This window comes from Nocardioides sp. Root240 (assembly GCF_001428825.1).
Lineage (GTDB): Bacteria > Actinomycetota > Actinomycetes > Propionibacteriales > Nocardioidaceae > Nocardioides.
This window is the reverse complement of record NZ_LMIT01000013.1, coordinates 31,719-48,836: the sequence shown is the minus strand read 5'-3', so window position 1 is coordinate 48,836 and position 17,118 is coordinate 31,719. Positions and strand designations below refer to the sequence as shown.

19 protein-coding genes and 1 tRNA gene are annotated in these 17,118 nt (G+C 71.2%); 16 read left to right on the top strand and 4 right to left on the bottom strand.

From position 1 onward, the window contains the following. Positions 1-51: 51 nt before the first annotated feature. A complete protein-coding gene (gene glgX / locus ASE20_RS17605; protein ID WP_082612651.1) occupies positions 52-2,160 on the bottom strand; it encodes a glycogen debranching protein GlgX in 2,109 nt (702 codons plus the stop codon). Between the two features lie 134 nt (positions 2,161-2,294). On the opposite strand from glgX, the gene ASE20_RS17600 reads away from it, so the two are divergent. From ASE20_RS17600 to ASE20_RS17585, 4 genes are all read left to right on the top strand, one after another. Further along, positions 2,295-3,080, top strand: coding sequence for an enoyl-CoA hydratase/isomerase family protein (locus ASE20_RS17600; RefSeq protein ID WP_056895892.1), 786 nt, complete (start codon positions 2,295-2,297; stop codon positions 3,078-3,080). Between the two features lie 5 nt (positions 3,081-3,085). Continuing rightward, positions 3,086-3,529, top strand: coding sequence for a hypothetical protein (locus ASE20_RS17595; protein ID WP_056895891.1), 444 nt, complete (start codon positions 3,086-3,088; stop codon positions 3,527-3,529). A gap of 176 nt (positions 3,530-3,705) precedes the next feature. After that, entirely contained in the window at positions 3,706-4,506 is an 801-nt protein-coding gene (locus tag ASE20_RS17590) for an electron transfer flavoprotein subunit beta/FixA family protein (protein ID WP_056895890.1), read from the top strand. A gap of 24 nt (positions 4,507-4,530) precedes the next feature. Continuing rightward, on the top strand, positions 4,531-5,493 hold the full coding sequence (locus tag ASE20_RS17585; RefSeq protein WP_056895889.1) for an electron transfer flavoprotein subunit alpha/FixB family protein: 963 nt from the start codon (positions 4,531-4,533) through the stop codon (positions 5,491-5,493). A gap of 72 nt (positions 5,494-5,565) precedes the next feature. Here the strand turns inward: ASE20_RS17585 and ASE20_RS17580 are convergent, their stop codons facing one another. Continuing rightward, positions 5,566-7,041, bottom strand: coding sequence for a lysyl oxidase family protein (locus ASE20_RS17580; RefSeq protein ID WP_056895888.1), 1,476 nt, complete (start codon positions 7,039-7,041; stop codon positions 5,566-5,568). A 112-nt stretch (positions 7,042-7,153) separates the two neighbouring features. Here ASE20_RS17580 and ASE20_RS17575 point away from each other — a divergent pair, with 112 nt between their 5' ends. From ASE20_RS17575 to ASE20_RS17535, 10 genes are all read left to right on the top strand, one after another. Beyond that, on the top strand, positions 7,154-8,425 hold the full coding sequence (locus ASE20_RS17575) for a phospholipase D-like domain-containing protein (RefSeq protein ID WP_157538683.1): 1,272 nt from the start codon (positions 7,154-7,156) through the stop codon (positions 8,423-8,425). A gap of 53 nt (positions 8,426-8,478) precedes the next feature. After that, positions 8,479-9,729, top strand: coding sequence for a glutamate-5-semialdehyde dehydrogenase (locus tag ASE20_RS17570; RefSeq protein WP_056895886.1), 1,251 nt, complete (start codon positions 8,479-8,481; stop codon positions 9,727-9,729). Positions 9,730-10,570: 841 nt separating this feature from the next. Next, entirely contained in the window at positions 10,571-11,218 is a 648-nt protein-coding gene (locus ASE20_RS17565) for a CDP-alcohol phosphatidyltransferase family protein (RefSeq protein ID WP_056895885.1), read from the top strand. Continuing rightward, complete coding sequence (locus tag ASE20_RS17560) at positions 11,215-11,676, top strand: VTT domain-containing protein (RefSeq protein WP_056895884.1); 462 nt, start codon at positions 11,215-11,217, stop codon at positions 11,674-11,676. Before ASE20_RS17565 ends, ASE20_RS17560 begins: the two co-directional genes overlap by 4 nt. An 88-nt stretch (positions 11,677-11,764) precedes the next feature. After that, positions 11,765-11,929, top strand: coding sequence for a hypothetical protein (locus ASE20_RS25185; protein WP_164483680.1), 165 nt, complete (start codon positions 11,765-11,767; stop codon positions 11,927-11,929). A 5-nt stretch (positions 11,930-11,934) separates the two neighbouring features. Then, on the top strand, positions 11,935-12,564 hold the full coding sequence (gene nadD / locus ASE20_RS17555; RefSeq protein ID WP_225869230.1) for a nicotinate-nucleotide adenylyltransferase: 630 nt from the start codon (positions 11,935-11,937) through the stop codon (positions 12,562-12,564). Then, positions 12,561-12,950, top strand: a complete 390-nt coding sequence (rsfS, locus tag ASE20_RS17550; protein WP_056895883.1) for a ribosome silencing factor — start codon at positions 12,561-12,563, stop codon at positions 12,948-12,950. Before nadD ends, rsfS begins: the two co-directional genes overlap by 4 nt. Beyond that, positions 12,947-13,558 carry a histidine phosphatase family protein gene (locus ASE20_RS17545; protein WP_162261047.1) on the top strand — a complete coding sequence of 204 codons (612 nt, stop codon included), beginning with the start codon at positions 12,947-12,949 and terminating at the stop codon, positions 13,556-13,558. The genes rsfS and ASE20_RS17545 overlap by 4 nt, the downstream gene beginning before the upstream one ends. 92 nt (positions 13,559-13,650) lie before the next feature. After that, positions 13,651-13,723, top strand: a tRNA-Ala gene (locus ASE20_RS17540). 139 nt (positions 13,724-13,862) lie between these two features. Next, positions 13,863-14,213 (top strand): hotdog domain-containing protein, encoded by a 351-nt coding sequence (locus ASE20_RS17535; protein WP_056895882.1) that lies wholly within the window; start codon positions 13,863-13,865, stop codon positions 14,211-14,213. 3 nt (positions 14,214-14,216) lie between these two features. Here the strand turns inward: ASE20_RS17535 and ASE20_RS17530 are convergent, their stop codons facing one another. Continuing rightward, positions 14,217-14,471, bottom strand: coding sequence for a (4Fe-4S)-binding protein (locus tag ASE20_RS17530; RefSeq protein ID WP_056895881.1), 255 nt, complete (start codon positions 14,469-14,471; stop codon positions 14,217-14,219). A gap of 10 nt (positions 14,472-14,481) precedes the next feature. Beyond that, positions 14,482-14,973: a winged helix-turn-helix transcriptional regulator gene (locus ASE20_RS17525; RefSeq protein WP_056896367.1), complete on the bottom strand. Its 492-nt coding sequence runs from the start codon at positions 14,971-14,973 to the stop codon at positions 14,482-14,484. Between the two features lie 100 nt (positions 14,974-15,073). On the opposite strand from ASE20_RS17525, the gene ASE20_RS17520 reads away from it, so the two are divergent. After that, a complete protein-coding gene (locus ASE20_RS17520; RefSeq protein ID WP_056895880.1) occupies positions 15,074-16,240 on the top strand; it encodes a thiolase family protein in 1,167 nt (388 codons plus the stop codon). A 65-nt stretch (positions 16,241-16,305) separates the two neighbouring features. Further along, positions 16,306-17,118: an ammonia-dependent NAD(+) synthetase gene (nadE, locus tag ASE20_RS17515; protein WP_082612531.1), complete on the top strand. Its 813-nt coding sequence runs from the start codon at positions 16,306-16,308 to the stop codon at positions 17,116-17,118.

Genomic DNA, 17,118 nt, shown 5'->3' with positions numbered 1-17,118 from the left:
GCTCACGGTTCGTGGTGCCACGGCTCACGGTTCGTGGTGCCGCCAGCGCCCTCAGGCTGACGCCTCCTGCATGACCACCACGCTCCGCGGCCCGATCGTCAGCACCCCACCGACCTCGACCCGTGTCCCGTCCGGCAGCCCGGCATCGGTCGAGAGCACGACCGATCCCGCGGAGACCCAGTCGTTGTCGGGCAGGTACACCTCGACGGGGTCGGCGCCGGCGTGGAACCAGATCAGGAACGAGGTGTCGATCTGCTGCTCGCCGCGCGGGCCGGGCTGGCGCAGCGGGCGGCCGGAGACGAACATCCCGACGGTGCGCAACGCGGCGTCGTACCAGTCCTCGTCGGTCATCTCGCGCCCTGACGGGTGCAGCCAGGCGAGGTCCTTGGGGCCGCCGACGATGGTGGGGCGTCCCTCGAACCAGTGCCGCTGGCGCAGTGCCGGGTGCTCGCGACGCAGCCGCAGCGCCGCGCGCGTGACGGCGTAGACGTCGAGCCAGGCGTCGTCGGCGCGCCAGTCGACCCACGAGATCTCGTTGTCCTGGCAGTAGGCGTTGTTGTTGCCCTGCTGGGTGCGGCCGCGCTCGTCGCCGGCGGTCAGCATCGGCACGCCGTTCGACAGGCACAGGGTGGCCATCAGGTTCGCCGCCTGGCGCCGGCGCAGCGCGACCACCTCGGCATCGGACGTCTCGCCCTCGACGCCGTGGTTCCAGGAGCGGTTGTTGTCGGTGCCGTCGCGGTTGTCCTCGCCGTTGGCCTCGTTGTGCTTGGTGTCGTAGGACACGAGGTCGCGCACGGTGAACCCGTCGTGGGCGGTCACGAAGTTGACCGAGTTGTACGCCGAGCGGCCGTCATCGGCGTACAGGTCCGAGGAGCCGGCGAGGCGGGTCGCGACGCTCTGCGTCCCGGCGGTCTGGCCGCGCCAGAAGTCGCGGATCGTGTCGCGGTACTGGTCGTTCCACTCCACCCACGGCGGCGGCATCCCGCCGACGAGGTAGCCGTCCATCGACACGTCCCACGGTTCGGCGATCAGCTTCACGTGCCGCAGCACGGGGTCCTGGCCGATGGCGATCAGCAGCTTGCAGGCCATGTCGACGCGGATCGCGTCCGGCCCGGCGGTGCGGGTGATCGCCGACATCAGGTCGAAGCGGAAGCCGTCGACGTGCATCTCGGTGACCCAGTAGCGCAGCGAGTCGAGAATCAGCCGCAGCGCCAGCGGGTCCTCGGAGTTGACCGTGTTGCCGCACCCGGTGACGTCCCAGTAGGTGTCGTCGTAGTCCGGGTCGCCGTCCAGCCCGGGTGGGTTGCGGCGGTAGAAGCCGCGGTCGTCCAGCCCCCGGAAGGAGTACGTCGGCCCCTCGCGCCCCGCCTCGGCGGTGTGGTTGTAGACGACGTCGAGGATCACCTCGATGCCCGAGGCGTGCAGGTTGCGGACCATCTCCTTGAACTCGGTGACCTGCTGGCCGCGGTCACCGGAGGAGGAGTACGCCGCGTGCGGGGCGAAGTAGCCGATCGAGTTGTAGCCCCAGTAGTTGACCGTCCCGCGCTCGACGAGCGCCGGCTCGGAGAAGAACTGGTGCACCGGCAGCAGCTCGACCGCCGTGATGCCGAGGTCGTTGAGGTACTGCGTCACGACGGGGTGGCCGAGGCCGGCGTACGTGCCGCGCAGCTCCTCGGGGATCCGGTCGTGCAGCTTCGTGAACCCCTTGACGTGCAGCTCGTAGATGACCGTGTCGAGCCAGCGCCGCTTGATCGGCGTCTGGTCGCCCCAGTCGAACGAGGGGTCGACCACGACACTCCACGCGTCGCCGGCGACACCCGCGGTGGCGAGGCCGTACGGATCGAGCAGTCGTACGTCGGGATCGAAGCGCAGTCCCTCGTCCGGCTCCGAGGGGCCGTCGACCCGGTAGCCGTAGCGGGTCCCGGGCGCGACGTCGGGCAGGGCACCGTGCCAGATGCCGAGCGACTGCTCGGTCAGGGCGTAGCGGCGTTCGGCGTCTCCCGGTCCCTCGAGCCCCAGGCACAGCCACACGCTGGTGGCGTTGGGGGCGTAGACCGCGAAGTTGGTGGACTCCGCCGACCAGGTCGCGCCGAAGGGCCAGTTGCGGCCGGGCCACACCTCGGCCTGTTCGCCGAGAGACTTCCACAGGCTGGGGGTCACCCGGCCCATTGTGCAGGGTCGCCGATCCGGCGACGCGCCCAAGGGACGGGTTCATGTGACCGACGCCGCTGGGTAGCGGCAGAATGCGGGACGGGGGCCCAAGCCCACCGAGCAGTTCCATCGAGAGGGAGCAGATGACCAGCGAGTTCGTGCGCCTGGAGGTTGCCGACGGTGTCGGGACGATCCGTCTGGACCGCGCCAAGGCGATGAACGCGATCAGTCTCCAGGTCCAGGACGAGCTCACGCTCACCGCGGCCGAGGCGACCGACCGCTCCGACGTCCGTGCCGTCGTGGTCTGGGGCGGCGAGAAGGTCTTCGCTGCCGGCAACGACGTCAAGCAGATGGCCGACATGTCCTACACGGACATGGTCGACCGGGTGGAGAAGCTCCAGAACGCCGTCAACTCGATCGCGCGCATCCCGAAGCCCGTCGTCGCCGCGGTCAACGGTTACGCCCTCGGAGGCGGTTGCGAGCTCGCCATGGCCGCGGACGTGCGCTTCGTCGCCGACAACGCGGTCCTCGGCCAGCCCGAGATCCTGCTCGGCATCATCCCCGGCGCCGGCGGCACGCAGCGCCTGCCGCGCCTCGTGGGTCCGGCCAAGGCCAAGGACCTGCTCTTCACCGGCCGTTTCGTCAAGGCCGAGGAGGCGCTCGCCATCGGCCTCGCCGACCGGGTGGTCCCGGCCGCCGACGTGTACGCCGAGGCCGTGGCCTGGGCGTCGAAGTTCGCCACCGCCGCGCCGTACGCGCTGCGGGCGATCAAGGAGTCCGTGGACCGGGGCCTCGAGGCCGACCTCGAGACCGGTCTGCAGATCGAGCGGCAGCACTTCTCGGCAGTGTTCGCCACGCAGGACAGCCGGACCGGGATGCAGTCGTTCATCGAGAACGGCCCGGGCAAGGCCACCTTCGAAGGACAGTGAGCAGGATGGCCGAGGACGACGACAAGCCGGCGCTGGGGGCCCACGCGGCCGACCGCGCCGGGACCGACCGCGCCGGGACCGACCAGCCCGACCAGCGCGACCAGCCGGCTCCGCCCGTCCCGGCGGGTCCTGACCGGCGGGTCCTGATGACCGCGCGGGTGCGCGACACCGCGGCCCGGGTGGCGTGGATCGTGTGCATGACCCTGGGCCTGATCCTCGCGGCCGCGGCCTTCTCGTTCGCCCTCAAGGCCAACGAGCAGAACCAGCTGGTGCAGACGGTCCGTGACATGGCCAACGCCTTCGACCTCGGCTTCTTCGACCTGGACAACCCGGTCAAGGCGTTCGAGAACCCGAACGGCGAGGTCAAGACGGCGCTGTTCAACTACGGCATCGCCTGTGTCGTCTACCTCGTCCTGGGCCGGATCCTCGAGCGGATCCTGCGGCCCTGAGCACGTCGCGGTGGGCGACCTCGTGTGAGGTAGTCCACTGAGACGCCGATTCCCCGTCGTATGACCGGGCGGTAACCTGCAAGACGCTGTCCGGCAACGGACTCAGTTGCTCCCTGCCCGCGGGCCACGCGGCGGGGACTCACGAAGCACAGGAAGGGGCCGGTCCGGCCACAACCATGACTCTCTCCAACATTGTCGTCCTTGTGAAGTACGTCCCGGACGCGACGGGTGACCGGAAGTTCGAGGCGGACAACACCGTCGACCGCGTCGGTGTCGACGGTCTGCTGTCCGAGCTCGACGAGTACGCCGTCGAGCAGGCCCTCCAGATCAAGGAGAAGCGCGCGGACGAGGAGATCACCGTCACCGCGCTGACCGTCGGCCCGGCCGAGGCCGAGGCCGCTGTCCGCAAGGCGCTGCAGATGGGCGCCGACAAGGCCGTCCACGTGCAGGACGACGCGATCGCCGGCTCCGACGCCGTCGCGACCTCGCTCGTGCTCGCCAAGGCGATCGAGAAGATCGGTGTCCCGGAGCTGGTCGTCGGTGGCCTCGCGTCGACCGACGGCGGCCTGAGCGTCGTCCCGGCGATGCTCGCCGAGCGGCTCGGCCTCCCGCAGGTCACCCTCGCCGCGGTCGTCGAGACCCAGGGCGACCAGGTCCGCATCAAGCGCGACGGCGACACCGCCACCGAGGTCGTCGGTGGCACCCTGCCGCTGGTCCTCTCGGTGACCGACCAGTCGGGCGAGGCCCGCTACCCGTCGTTCAAGGGCATCATGGCGGCCAAGAAGAAGCCGCTCGACACCTTCTCGCTCGCCGACCTCGGTGTCGACGCGTCCGAGGTCGGCCTGGGTGCCGCCTGGACCACGGTCGAGAACGTCACCGCCCGCCCGCCGCGCACCGCCGGCGAGATCGTCAAGGACGAGGACGGCTCGGGCGCCACGGCGCTGGTCGACTTCCTCGCGTCCAAGAAGTTCATCTGAGAAGCCAGAAGGGATCGAATAGTCATGTCTGAAGTTCTCGTTCTGGTCGACCACGTCGACGGCGCGGTCCGCAAGCCCACCTACGAGCTGCTGGCCATCGCCAAGCGCATCGGCTCGCCGTCCGCTGTCTTCATCGGCGGTGCCGACAAGTCCGCCGCCGTCGCCGACGCGGTCAAGGCCTACGGCGCCGACAAGGTCTACGTCGTCGACGACGCCGAGATCAAGGGCTACCTCGTGGCCCCCAAGGCCGAGGTGCTCCAGCAGCTCGCCGAGAAGGCCTCGCCCGCCGCGATCCTGATCCCGGCCTCGGCCGAGGGCAAGGAGATCGCCGGCCGCCTCGCGATCAAGCTCTCCTCGGGCCTGATCACCGACGCCGTCGACGTCCAGGTGAACGGTGACGACATCGTCACCACGCAGTCGGTCTTCGCCGGCAACTTCACCGTCGACGCCAAGGTCGTCAAGGGCACGCCGATCATCGCGGTCAAGCCCAACGCCGCCGCGCCCGAGGAGGGTGCCGGCGCCGGTGCCGTCGAGGAGTTCGCCGCGTCGATCTCCGACGCCGCCAAGACCGCACAGATCGTGGCGTCGCAGCCGCGCCAGGCCACCGGCCGCCCCGAGCTCACCGAGGCCGCCATCGTGGTCTCCGGTGGTCGTGGCACCGGCGGTGACTTCACCGCGGTCGAGGGTCTCGCGGACGCGCTCGGCGCGGCCGTCGGCGCCTCGCGTGCCGCCGTCGACTCCGGCTGGAAGCCGCACACCTTCCAGGTCGGCCAGACCGGCAAGGTCGTCTCGCCGCAGCTCTACGTCGCCAACGGCATCTCCGGTGCGATCCAGCACCGCGCCGGCATGCAGACCTCGAAGACGATCGTCGCCGTCAACAAGGACGAGGAGGCCCCGATCTTCGAGCTCGTGGACTTCGGCGTCGTCGGCGACCTGCACTCGGTCCTCCCGGCCGCGACCGCGGAGATCGAGAAGCGCAAGGGCTGAGAAGCTCCCCGTACGACGCGAACGCCGCGGTGACCTCACGGTCACCGCGGCGTTCGCCGTTCCGGCCGAGGATCAGTGCTCCTCCTCGACCCCGTACCCGTGGTCGTCGACGAGCCCGACGCGGTAGAAGCTCACCTTGCGGTTGGCGAGCGAGCCGCTGAGCCGGATCTTGCGCAGCGCCCGGTTGTTGGTGGTGCTGGACTCGACCAGGTTGCGGTTCGGGTTGGCCTCGACGGCGATGTAGTAGAAGCCGTTGGGGAGGTTGTCGATCCGGAAGGCCTGGCCGGCGCGGAACTGCGCGTAGGTGTCGCCGGAGCCGGAGGAGAGCACCTCGCGCAACGAGATCGAGCTGCGGTCGCCGCACGACGTGTGCAGGTCGGTGTTCTCCGGCTGCCAGTCCGCGCCCGGCACCGTGTAGTCGACGGCGTCGGTGTTGGCGAGGCAGAACGACTCCTTGCGCGAGACCACGACCTGCGAGAGGTCCTCGCGCAGCAGGGAGTACTTCGCGAAGTCCTTGAAGTGCCAGTGGTTGTGGGTCGGCGCGGTGTGCCAGATCATCGTCCCGACCTGCTGGTAGCCGGTCTGGTTGCCGTCGGAGTCGATGAAGTACTGGTAGGCGTCCATCACGTCCTGGGTGCCGCGGCGGAAGCCGTCGACGACCATCGGGCCGTCGCCGCCGTTCCACACGGTCGCGGAAAAGCGCAGGTACCGCTTGTCCTCCGAGAGCTGCAGGCCGGACGCCGGCAGCGAGCGCAGGTCGGGGAGGGCGTCGCCGGGCGCGCCCGCCCGGGCCGTGCTGGGCCTCGTGGCGGCCCGCAGCCGCTCCGTCGTACCGGTGGGGGTGGTGCGCTTCTCGTACCCGCCGTCGACCCCCTTCTTGACGACGAGGCGATAGGTGCGACGGGCGTCGGCCGGGTCCATCCCGAGTGCGGTGACGTAGCGGCTCGCGATCCGGGCCACCACGTCGTACCGGCCGACGGGGAGGCGGAGCGCCGGGCCGGTGCCGCTGACGTCCACGTTGCTGACCCAGTCGCGCTGGATGCCCTGAACGGAGCCGAGGGTGAACGGGCTGCCGGGGCACCCGGTCGGGTACGGCGAGCGGAGCGGGGCGTCCGGAGCGGTCCGCTGGGTGTTCCACTGGTTGAGGCAGACGTCGAGGGTCCGTGTCCGGACCAGGGTGCCGTCGCTGGGGCGCTTGAAGTCGACCACGAGGAAGTTGTCGAGCGCCTCCCACCGGTCGTTCGCGCCGGCCGGGATCATGACCGGGCCGTCGGGCGACTGCCAGTAGGTCTCGATCGGGTTGCTCCACCTCGTCCGGTACGAGCGGACCTCGAACGCCCGGTCGTGGGCGAGCAGGTTCAGCCCGATGTCGCCGTAGAGGGAGCCGTCGTAGGACTCCACCGTGACGGAGGCCGGGCCGGTCAACGAGATCGGTGGCCCGGCCGGCGGCGGTTCCGCGGTCCGGGCCGATGGTGCGGACACTGCCGTGAGCGCGGTGAGTGCCGTGGTCGCGAGAGCGGTGGCGGTCACGCCGAGACGCAGCTTCACTGGGTTTCCTCCTGAGGTGGGTTCTGGTTCCCCCGGTCCTCCAGACGCGCGGAACGCCCGTTCGGTTGCGCCCGAGTTGAGTCAAGTAAGTAGACCGATATACATTCATTGGGTGCTCGGGTCGAGGATTCTCCGTTGGTCGGCGACGGTCGTGATGGTGCTGCTGGTGTCCGTGGTCGTCCCCGGGGAGGCCGCGCCGCCCGCCGTCGGGCGTACGACGGCGGCCCCGTGGCTGCCCGACACGAGGCCGGTGTTCAACGACCCGACCGGCGTCGCCACGGCGCGCAGGCGGGTGATCGCGCGTGTGCACGAGGCGATCCGCCACACCCCGGCCGGGGCCACGATCCGTCTCGCGACCTACAACATCGACCGGGTCGACACCGCCGACCTCCTGCTCCAGGCGCGGGCGCGCGGGGTCCGGGTGCAGATCGTCGTCAACGACAACCTGGTCAACCCCGTGATCCGGCGGTTGCAGCACCGGCTCGGCGCGAACCCGTCCCGCGGCAGCTTCCTGGTGATCTGCAGGGCGGCGTGCCGCAACGGCAGCAGCACCGGCAACCTGCACATGAAGATCTACTCATTCACCCAGGCCGGCGGCGCCCGCTCGGTGGTGATCAGCAGCTCCAGCAACCTGGGGCGGGCCGCGGCCAACGGACAGTGGAACGACGCGATCACGGTCTACGGCGACGAAACCCTCTTCGCGACCTGGGTCGCGATCTTCGACCAGCTCAAGAGGGACCGGCCGGTGTCGCCGCGCTACGTGACCTACCAGACCGACGGCGTGAGCGCGGACTTCCAGCGCCCCGTCGTCTCCTCGGTCACCCGCACGCGGCTGGCCACCACGGACCCGCAGCTGCGCCGGCTTCGGCAGGTCGGCTGCCGCGCGCCCGCGGGCTTCGGCGTCGGCGGGCGCACCGTGGTGCGCGTGAACATGTACGCCTGGTACGCCACCCGCGGTGAGCGGCTGGCCGGCGAGCTGGCCTCGATGCAGCGGGAGGGATGCCGCGTCTACGTCATCGGCTCGGTCGTCAGTGCGCCCGTCGTGCGGATCCTGCGCAACGCCGGGATCCCCGTCCGAGTGGCCGACTGGGACTGGGGCGAGAAGCCGGCGACCAGCGGGGACCGGACGGTGATCGGCTCGCGCTGCTACTCCCACCTCAAGTACGTCACCGTCAACGGCCTGTTCCGCGGACGGGGTGCCCGTGCGGTGTGGACCGGCTCCGAGAACTGGTCGCCGCCCGGGACCAGCAGCGACGAGGTGACCTTCGAGCTGAACGACGCCCGGGTCGCCCGCGCCTACGTCGAGCAGTGGTGGCGGATGTGGTCCGACCGGGACGCCACCCACCGCCCGGGTGTCCGGCCGACCCGGCGTCCCTGCGCCTGAGCCGGGCTGAGCACGGTCCCGGCCGGCCCCGGAACCGCCCTATCCTTGGGCACATGAGTGCCGAGGTCGCCGTACGTGAGGTCGCCCAGCGGGCGCGGGTCGCCAGTCGTGGGCTGGCCCTCGCGACGCGGGCGCAGAAGGACGCCACGCTCGAGGCGATGGCCGAGGCGCTGCTCGCCCGCGCGCCGGAGCTGCTCGCCGCCAACGCCGAGGACGTCGCCCGCGCCGAGGCCGACGGCACCCCGCCCAACATCATCGACCGGCTGCGCCTGACCGACGACCGGCTCGCCGGCATGGCCCAGGGCCTGCGCGACGTCGCCGGCCTCGCCGACCCGGTGGGGGAGGTGGTCCGCGGCGGCGTGCTCGCCAACGGCCTCGAGCTGCGCCAGGTCCGGGTGCCCTTCGGTGTCGTCGGGATGATCTACGAGGCGCGGCCCAATGTCACCGCCGACGCCGCCGGGATCTGCCTCAAGTCCGGCAACGCCGTGCTGCTGCGCGGCAGCTCCTCGGCCCGCTCCAGCAACGCGGCCATCGTCGCCGTCCTGCGCGACGCGATCGCCGCCTCCGGCCTCGCCGCCGACGTGGTCCAGCTGGTCCCCGGTGACTCCCACGACAGCGTCAAGGCGCTGATGCGGGCGCGCGGCCTCGTCGACGTGCTCATCCCGCGCGGTGGTGCCGGCCTGATCCAGTCGGTCGTCAACGACTCGACGGTGCCGGTCATCGAGACGGGCGTCGGCAACTGCCACGTCTACGTCGACCGGGCGGCCGACCTCGACAAGGCGCTGCCGCTGGTGCTCAACGCCAAGACCCACCGGACCAGCGTGTGCAACGCCGCCGAGTCGCTGCTCGTGCACGCCGACGTCGCCGACGAGTTCCTGCCGCGCGTCGTCGCGGCCCTGCAGGCCGCCGAGGTGACCATCCACGGCGACGAGGCGTTCGGCGGCTACGACGGCGTGGTCGCAGCCACCGACGAGGACTGGGGCACCGAGTACCTCTCGCTCGACATCGCCGCGCGCGTCGTACCGGACCTGGACGCGGCGCTCGAGCACATCCGCACCTGGTCGAGCGGGCACACCGACGCGATCGTGACCGAGGACCAGGGTGCCGCCCGCCGGTTCGTGGCCGAGGTCGACTCAGCCGCCGTGCTGGTGAACGCCTCCACGCGGTTCACCGACGGTGGCGAGTTCGGCTTCGGTGCCGAGATCGGCATCAGCACCCAGAAGCTGCACGCTCGCGGCCCGATGGGCCTGCCCGAGATGACCTCCACCAAGTACGTCGTCATCGGCGACGGCCACGTCCGCTGACGCCAGTCGCCACAACCCCCACGCCATCGCGGCGATCGCGGCCGCCGAGGCCGTGACCGACGGGCCGTCGTGGTGGGGCACCTCGCCGAGCAGCAGGTGCGCGAAGCCCAGTGTGAGCAGGCAGTTGACCACGTTGAGCACGGGCATCGAGGCCGACAGCCGCGCCGCGCGGTAGGCCAGCTGGTTGACCGCGACCCCGCTGACGCCGCAGGCGACGAGTGCCCAGCGCAGCTGGTCGGCCTCGATCAGCACCGACATCAGGCCGAAGAGGATGCCCGAGGCGCTGCCGAGGAGGAACGCCCGCCCGGTCGGGTGCGGCACACCGGCCGCAACCGCGACCAGCAGCACCGCGACGAGCGCGAGGGCGCCGACGGAGGCGAGCAGCACGCCGCGGTCCGGGGCCTGCGCGGCCTCCCGCGCGTCGGTCGCGAGCAGCAGCGCGGCGATCGCCAGCCCGGTGACGGCGACCGCGACCAGCTCGGACCGGTCCGGCCGGGTCCGGACCAGCAGCGCCCGCAGCGGTACGGCGAGCACGATGCCCAGGATCGCGATCGGCTGCACCAGCCCGATGGGCCCGTGGTCGAGGGCGAGGACGTGGAAGCCGAACCCGACCGGCCCCAGCGTGACCGCGAGCAGCACGGCGACCAGCGGTGCGCGGGACGCGGCGAGGTGCTGCGTGGAGGTGGAGACGGCGGTCGTCGCGGCGCTCGCCAGGGCGAACAGGACGGCCAGCCAGATCACGCCGCGAGGCTAGGGCGGGCAGGTGGACGGAGGGTGAAGGTGCGGTGATCCCGGGGGAGTGTCGTCGAGACGCTTCGGGCCGCGCGGTAGGTTTCGCGGCATGGCAGGCTCCCCGGACCGGATCTACGCCGATCCCTCCGTCGAACGGCTCTTCACCGGGGCCACCATCATCACCTTCGTCCGGACGGTCATCACCCTCGCGATCGCGGTCTGGGCGGCGTACGACAGCAGCCTGACCTGGATCGTCATCGGCCTGGTGACCTACTGGGTCGGCGACAGCATCGACGGGGAGTGGGCGCGCTGGCGCGACTGCGAGACCCGGATGGGCGCGGTCGTCGACATGATGTGCGACCGGCTCAGCTGCGGAGCGCTCTACGTCGGTCTGGTCTGGCTGCAGCCCGGCGGCTGGATCAGCGACGAGCCGATGACCTGGATCGGCATCCCGATCGCGATCTACCTGTTCGAGTTCATGGTCATCGACATGTACCTCTCGCTGGCCTTCCTCGCCTGGCCGATCCGCAGCCCCAACTACTTCCACGTGATCGACCGCCGGATCTACCTCTGGAACTGGTCGCGCGTCGGCAAGGCCGCCAACTCCGGTGCCTTCGCCGTGATCCTGTTGGCGACCGGGTGGGTCTGGCTCGGGACGATCATCGCGGTGGGCCTGCTGGTCCTGAAGTGCGTGTCGCTCGGCTGGCTGCTGAAGCTGGGACTGCCGGTCCCCGAGCGTGAGGCTGCCGCGGCATGATCCTGTGGCTGACGACGTTCGCCTTCAGCATCGCGTCCGCCCTGCTCCCGTTCCTCCCGATCGAGGTCTACATCCTCGGCGCCGGCGCCGCCGAGGGCGGTACGGCGGCCGCGATCTCGCTCGGCATCGCCGCCGGCGCCGGCGCCACCGTCGGCAAGGTGATCGTCTACGAGGCCGCCCGGCGCGGCTCGGAGTCGACGTGGGCCCAGAAGAAGCTCTCGGGACCCAAGATCAAGGCGTCGTACGACAAGTGGATGGGCCGCATGCAGGGCCGCCCCTGGTACGCCGTCGCGGTCATGTTCGTCGCCGCCTCCGCCGGCATCCCGCCGCTGCTCGCCATGGCGGCCATCGGCGGCATCCTGAAGATGCCGCTGTGGGCGTTCATCCCGACCGTCTTCGTCGGTCGTTCGATCCGTTTCACGCTGTTGTTCCTGGGCGTCGACTTCGCCGTCCACTGAGTTGTCTGCCCTCGCTCCGCTCGGGCATGTCGCGCCGCCTGCCGACGCCGCATGTCGCGGTCCGGCCTCGCTCCGATAGGATCCGGCCATGCTCAGCCAGATCAGCCTCACCGCCCTCGCCGTCGTCAGCGCCGCTGAGGAGCACGGCGAGCCCGCCGTGAACCCGTGGTTCATCGGTGGTGGCGTGCTGGCCTTCCTCCTCTTCCTGCTGCTCGGCCTCGTCTGGTTCGGCGGCGGCCGCGAGCACAGCTGACCGACGTGTCACGGGCCGACGGCCGCACCCGCATCGGGGTGATGGGCGGCACGTTCGACCCGATCCACCACGGTCACCTCGTCGCCGCCTCGGAGGTCCAGGGCTGGTTCGGCCTCGACGAGGTCATCTTCGTGCCCACCGGCCAACCGTGGCAGAAGGCCGACCGTGACGTGTCGCCGGCCGAGCACCGCTACCTGATGACGGTCATCGCGACCGCCGCCAACCCGCGGTTCACGGTCAGCCGCGTCGACATCGACCGGTCGGGCCCGACGTACACCGTCGACACGCTGCGCGACCTCCGGGCCGAGCGTCCGGACGCCGACCTGTACTTCATCACCGGCGCCGACGCACTGACCGACATCTTCAGCTGGCACGACGCGGAGGACGCCTTCGACCTGGCCCACTTCGTCGGCTGCACGCGGCCGGGAGCCGACATGGACCCCGCGACGTTGGCGAAGATCCCGCACGACCGTGTGACCATGGTGGAGGTGCCGGCGTTGGCGATCTCGTCCACCGACTGCCGCGAGCGGCAGCGGGCCGGCCAGCCCGTCTGGTACCTCGTGCCCGACGGCGTCGTGCAGTACATCACCAAGCACGGGCTCTACGCGCCCACCACTGGAACGGAACCTGAATGACCGCCACTGAGCATGCCGTCGAGCTGATCCGCGCCGCCGCGGTCGCGGCGTCCGACAAGCTCGCCACCGACCAGCTCGCGTTCGACGTGAGCGAGCAGCTCGCGATCACCGACGCCTTCCTGCTCGCCTCCGGTGGCAACGACCGCCAGGTCCGCGCCATCGTCGAGGAGGTCGAGGACAAGCTCCGCGAGCTCGGCGCCAAGCCGATCCGCCGCGAGGGCCACCGCGACGGCCGCTGGATCCTGCTCGACTACGGCGACGTGGTCATCCACGTCCAGCACGCCGAGGAGCGCGAGTTCTACGCCCTCGAGCGGCTGTGGCGCGACTGCCCGCTGATCGAGCTGCCCGCCGAGGTCAACGGCCCGGTCGCTCCGTCGGCAGAGTGACCGCTCCGGCACCTCGCCGCCTGGTCCTGCTCCGGCACGGCCGGACCGCCTGGAACGCCGCCCACCGCGTCCAGGGCCAGCTCGACACCGAGCTCGACGAGGTCGGCCTCGAGCAGGCCCGCACGGTCGCCCCGCTGGTCGCGGCCCTGTCGCCGTCGCTGGTCTGGACCAGCGACCTCGCCCGCGCCCGGGTCACCGCCGAGGTGGTCGCCAAGGAGTGCGGACTGGTGTCGTCGTACGACGAGCGGCTGCGGGAGTTCCGCCTCGGGTCGTTCCAGGGCCTGACCCATGCCGAGCTCGAGGCCGCCGACCCGGCCGCCTTCGTCCGCTTCCGCGGCGGCGACTGGACCGACATCCCCGGCGGCGAGACGCCCGCCGAGGTCGCCGGCCGCTACGTCGCCTGCCTCCGCGACCTCGTCGCCCAGCTGGGCCCGGGGGAGTGCGGCGTCGCCGTCTCCCACGGCGCCGCGACCCGCACCGGCCTGGTCGCGTTCCTCGGCTGGCCGCTCACGCAGGCGCGCGACCTGCGCGCCCTCGGCAACTGCGGGCGGGTCACGCTCGAGCAGCGCTCGACGGGCGAGTGGGCGCTGGCGTCGTACAACGCCTGAATGCCGGAATCCGACCCCCGGATTTCACCTTCGCCGGATGGGTTGGCTAGTATTCCTTCCCGTTGCCCCGCCGGTGGGTGGAGCAACGAGTTGGGGGTGTGGCGCAGCTGGTAGCGCACCTGCATGGCATGCAGGGGGTCAGGGGTTCGAGTCCCCTCACCTCCACCGACACGAAGGGCCGGGTTCCGACAGGGACCCGGCCCTTCGTCATCTCCGCCCGCTCGCCGTCGCATGTCCTGTGGGCATGCAGGCTGGTCCGATTGGGCATTGGACGACATCTGCAGCTCCGATCGACGATGGTCGCGTGAGCATTCTGGAGATCGAGCAGACCCTCGTGCCCGAGCCGGGTGCGACGCTCAGTGTCGCGACGCTCCTTCGCGCGTTCGACGACAGTCGTCGCGAGATCGCCCGCAGGCTCTCCGGGCTCGAGGGCGCCTTCGCCGGCTACGACGACATCGCCTACGAAGCGCCCGTCGCCGAAGGTTGTGCCGTGCTCGTCCGTGCCTCGGTGACGGACGTCGGAGCCGCGTCGCACCGGGTCGAGTACGTCGCCGGGCCGGTCCCGGCGGTCACGAGCGACCCGGCAGGTCCCAGCTTCATCCGGGGCCGGGGGTTGACGCTGACGCCGCAGGCCGGCCTCCGCGTCGCACGCTGACCGTCAGTCGGTGGGAGCGGTCCGCACCCGGCCGTCGTCGGTCCGGTAACCCAGGGCGAAGCTCGGGCACCGGTCGACGACGGTGACGATCTCGTCGGCGCTCGCGCCCGTCGGGTCGATCCAGGGGCGGGCGTCGCGGTCGAAGACCGCGGGCAGTCCGCGCACGCACTCGGCGGCATGGCGGCAGCGCGCGGGCTCCCACGTCACGACGATCCCGTCGGCGGCGTACTCGCGGACGGCTGGGCGTTCCTGCTCCACGTCGCTGAGCCTACGCCCGCACGCGGCGCCGGGGCCGCCCTCGGCGCAGCCGTACCTCGACGTCCTGCTCCCCGACCTCGTGGCCCGCGGCGCAGGCGACGCGCAGGTCGACGGGCTCGGCGCAGCCCACGTGGGCGAACTCGAGGTCGTCGACGCCGTCGGTGTGCTTCATCCCCCACGAGAACAGCCCGATCACGACCGGCATCAGGTCGGCGCCGGCAGGGGAGAGCGCGTACTCGTCGCGGGTGCGAGCGCCCTCGTCCTGGTAGGGCTGCCGCTCGAGCAGGCCGGCGTCGGTGAGGGCGCGGAGGTGGGTCGAGGCGGTGGCCGGGGCGACGCCGACGCGGGTGACGAAGTCGTCGAAGCGCCGGGTGCCGTAGTGCGCCTCCCGCATGATCAGCATCGCCGGGCGTGAGCCGACCACGGCGATCGCCTTCTCGATCGGGCAGTGGCCCACGGGCGACCACGCCGTGCGGTCGTCGAGCGGTGCGTGCAGGCGCATGTCGTCCACCTCACTCCTCATCTGACTTCAGGAATCGATAGCCAGAGCGTAGCGTTCCTACCCTGACTTCATTTCATTGAAACAGCCTCAGGAGGACGCCATGAACGCTGCAGTCATCGTCGACGCGGTCCGCACCCCGCTCGCCAAGGGAAAGCCCGGTGGCGCGTACGCCGACATCCACCCCGTCGACCTGCACGCCCACGCGCTGCGCGCGATCGTCGAGCGCACCGGCATCGACCCGGTCGTGATCGACGACGTCATCAGCGGCGCCGTCGGGCAGGTCGGGGAGCAGGCCGGCAACACCGCGCGCTGGGCGCTCCTCGCCGCCGGCTACCCGGAGAGCGTCCCGGGCGTCACCGTCGACCGGCAGTGCGGCAGCAGCCAGCAGGCGCTCCACTTCGCCGCGCAGGGCGTCATGGCCGGGGCGTACGAGGTCGCCGTCGCCTCCGGGGTCGAGTCCATGAGCCGCATCCCGATCGGCAGCCAGTTCGCCGGCAAGGACTTCTTCGGGCCGTCGGTCAACCAGCGCTACGAGGGCCGGCTGGTGCCGCAGGGCATCAGCGCCGAGCTCATCGCGAAGAAGTGGGGACTGTCCCGCGCCGAGCTCGACGAGTACTCCGCCCTGTCGCACGAGCGCGCCGCGCAGGCCTGGAAGGACGGACTCATCGACAGCCAGGTCGCCTTCGTCAACGAGCTGCGCACCGACGAGACGATCCGGCCGGGCACGACCGCGGAGATCCTGGCCGGTCTCAGGCCGGCCTTCTTCAGCGACGACTGGGCCGCCGCCCACCCGGACCTCGACTGGCGGATCACCGCGGGCAACAGCTCGCCCACCAACGACGGTGCGGCCGCGGTCCTGGTCACGAGCGAGGACGCGGCGACCCGGCTCGGGCTGAAGGCGCGCGCCCGGGTGCACTCGTTCGCGGTGGTCGGCGATGACCCCGTCTTCATGCTGACCGGGATCATCCCGGCCACCCAGAAGGTGCTCCAGCGGGCCGGCCTGACCCTCGACGACATCGACGCGTTCGAGGTCAACGAGGCGTTCGCGTCCGTCGTCCTGGCCTGGCAGAAGGAGACCGGCGCCGACCTCGACAAGGTCAACGTCAACGGCGGCGCCATCTCCATCGGTCACCCGCTGGGCGCCTCGGGTGCGCGATTGGCGACCAGCCTGGTCAACGTGCTCGAGCAGCGCGGCGGTCGCTACGGCCTGCAGGTGATGTGCGAGGCCGGCGGCCTGGCCAACGCGACGATCATCGAGCGCGTCTGACCCTGCGGACGTTCGTGCGCGTGGCCGCTCGGACTGGCCCGGAGGGGGCCGGGTACCGGGCGGCCATGGCAGACGTGATGAGTGCCGGCGCCGTCGACCAGGCGACGATCAGGGCGGCCCTCGGTGTGGCCGACGAGTTCGACGCGGTCGCGGAGTCCGAACGCCGGATCGACTTCCTGGTCGACTACCTCGAACGGTCGAGGGCGTCGGGCTACGTCCTGGGCATCAGCGGCGGAGTCGACTCCACCGTCGCCGGCCGGTTGGCGAGCCTGGCCTGTCGACGTAGCGGTCGCTCCTTCACCGCGATGCGGCTGCCGTACGGGGTCCAGGCCGACGAGGCCGACGCCGGCGCGGCGATGGACTTCATCGAGCCCGCGTCGACGGTCACGGTCGACATCAAGCCGGCGGTCGACGCGCTGCATGCCGCGACCAGCGCCGACGACGTGACGGTGGAGACCGCCGACTTCGTCAAGGGCAACATCAAGGCACGCCAACGGATGGCGGCGCAGTACGCCGTCGCCGGCCGGCTGGGGGCGCTGGTGGTCGGCACCGACCACGCAGCCGAGGCGGTGATGGGCTTCTTCACCAAGTACGGCGACGGGGCCTTCGACGTGGGCCCGTTGCTCGGGCTGACGAAGTCGCGGGTCGTCGCGATCGGCCGTGAGCTGGGCGCGCCGGCGCACCTCGTCGAGAAGGTCCCGACGGCCGACCTGGAGGAGCTGCGCCCGGCCCTCCCGGACGAGGTCGCCCACGGCGTCACGTACGCCGAGATCGACGCCTACCTGGTGGGGGAGGAGGTCGGCGAGCGCGCTCGTACCGTGATCGAGGACGCCTACCGCCGTACTGCTCACAAGCGCCAGCTGCCGCCGGGGCCCTGA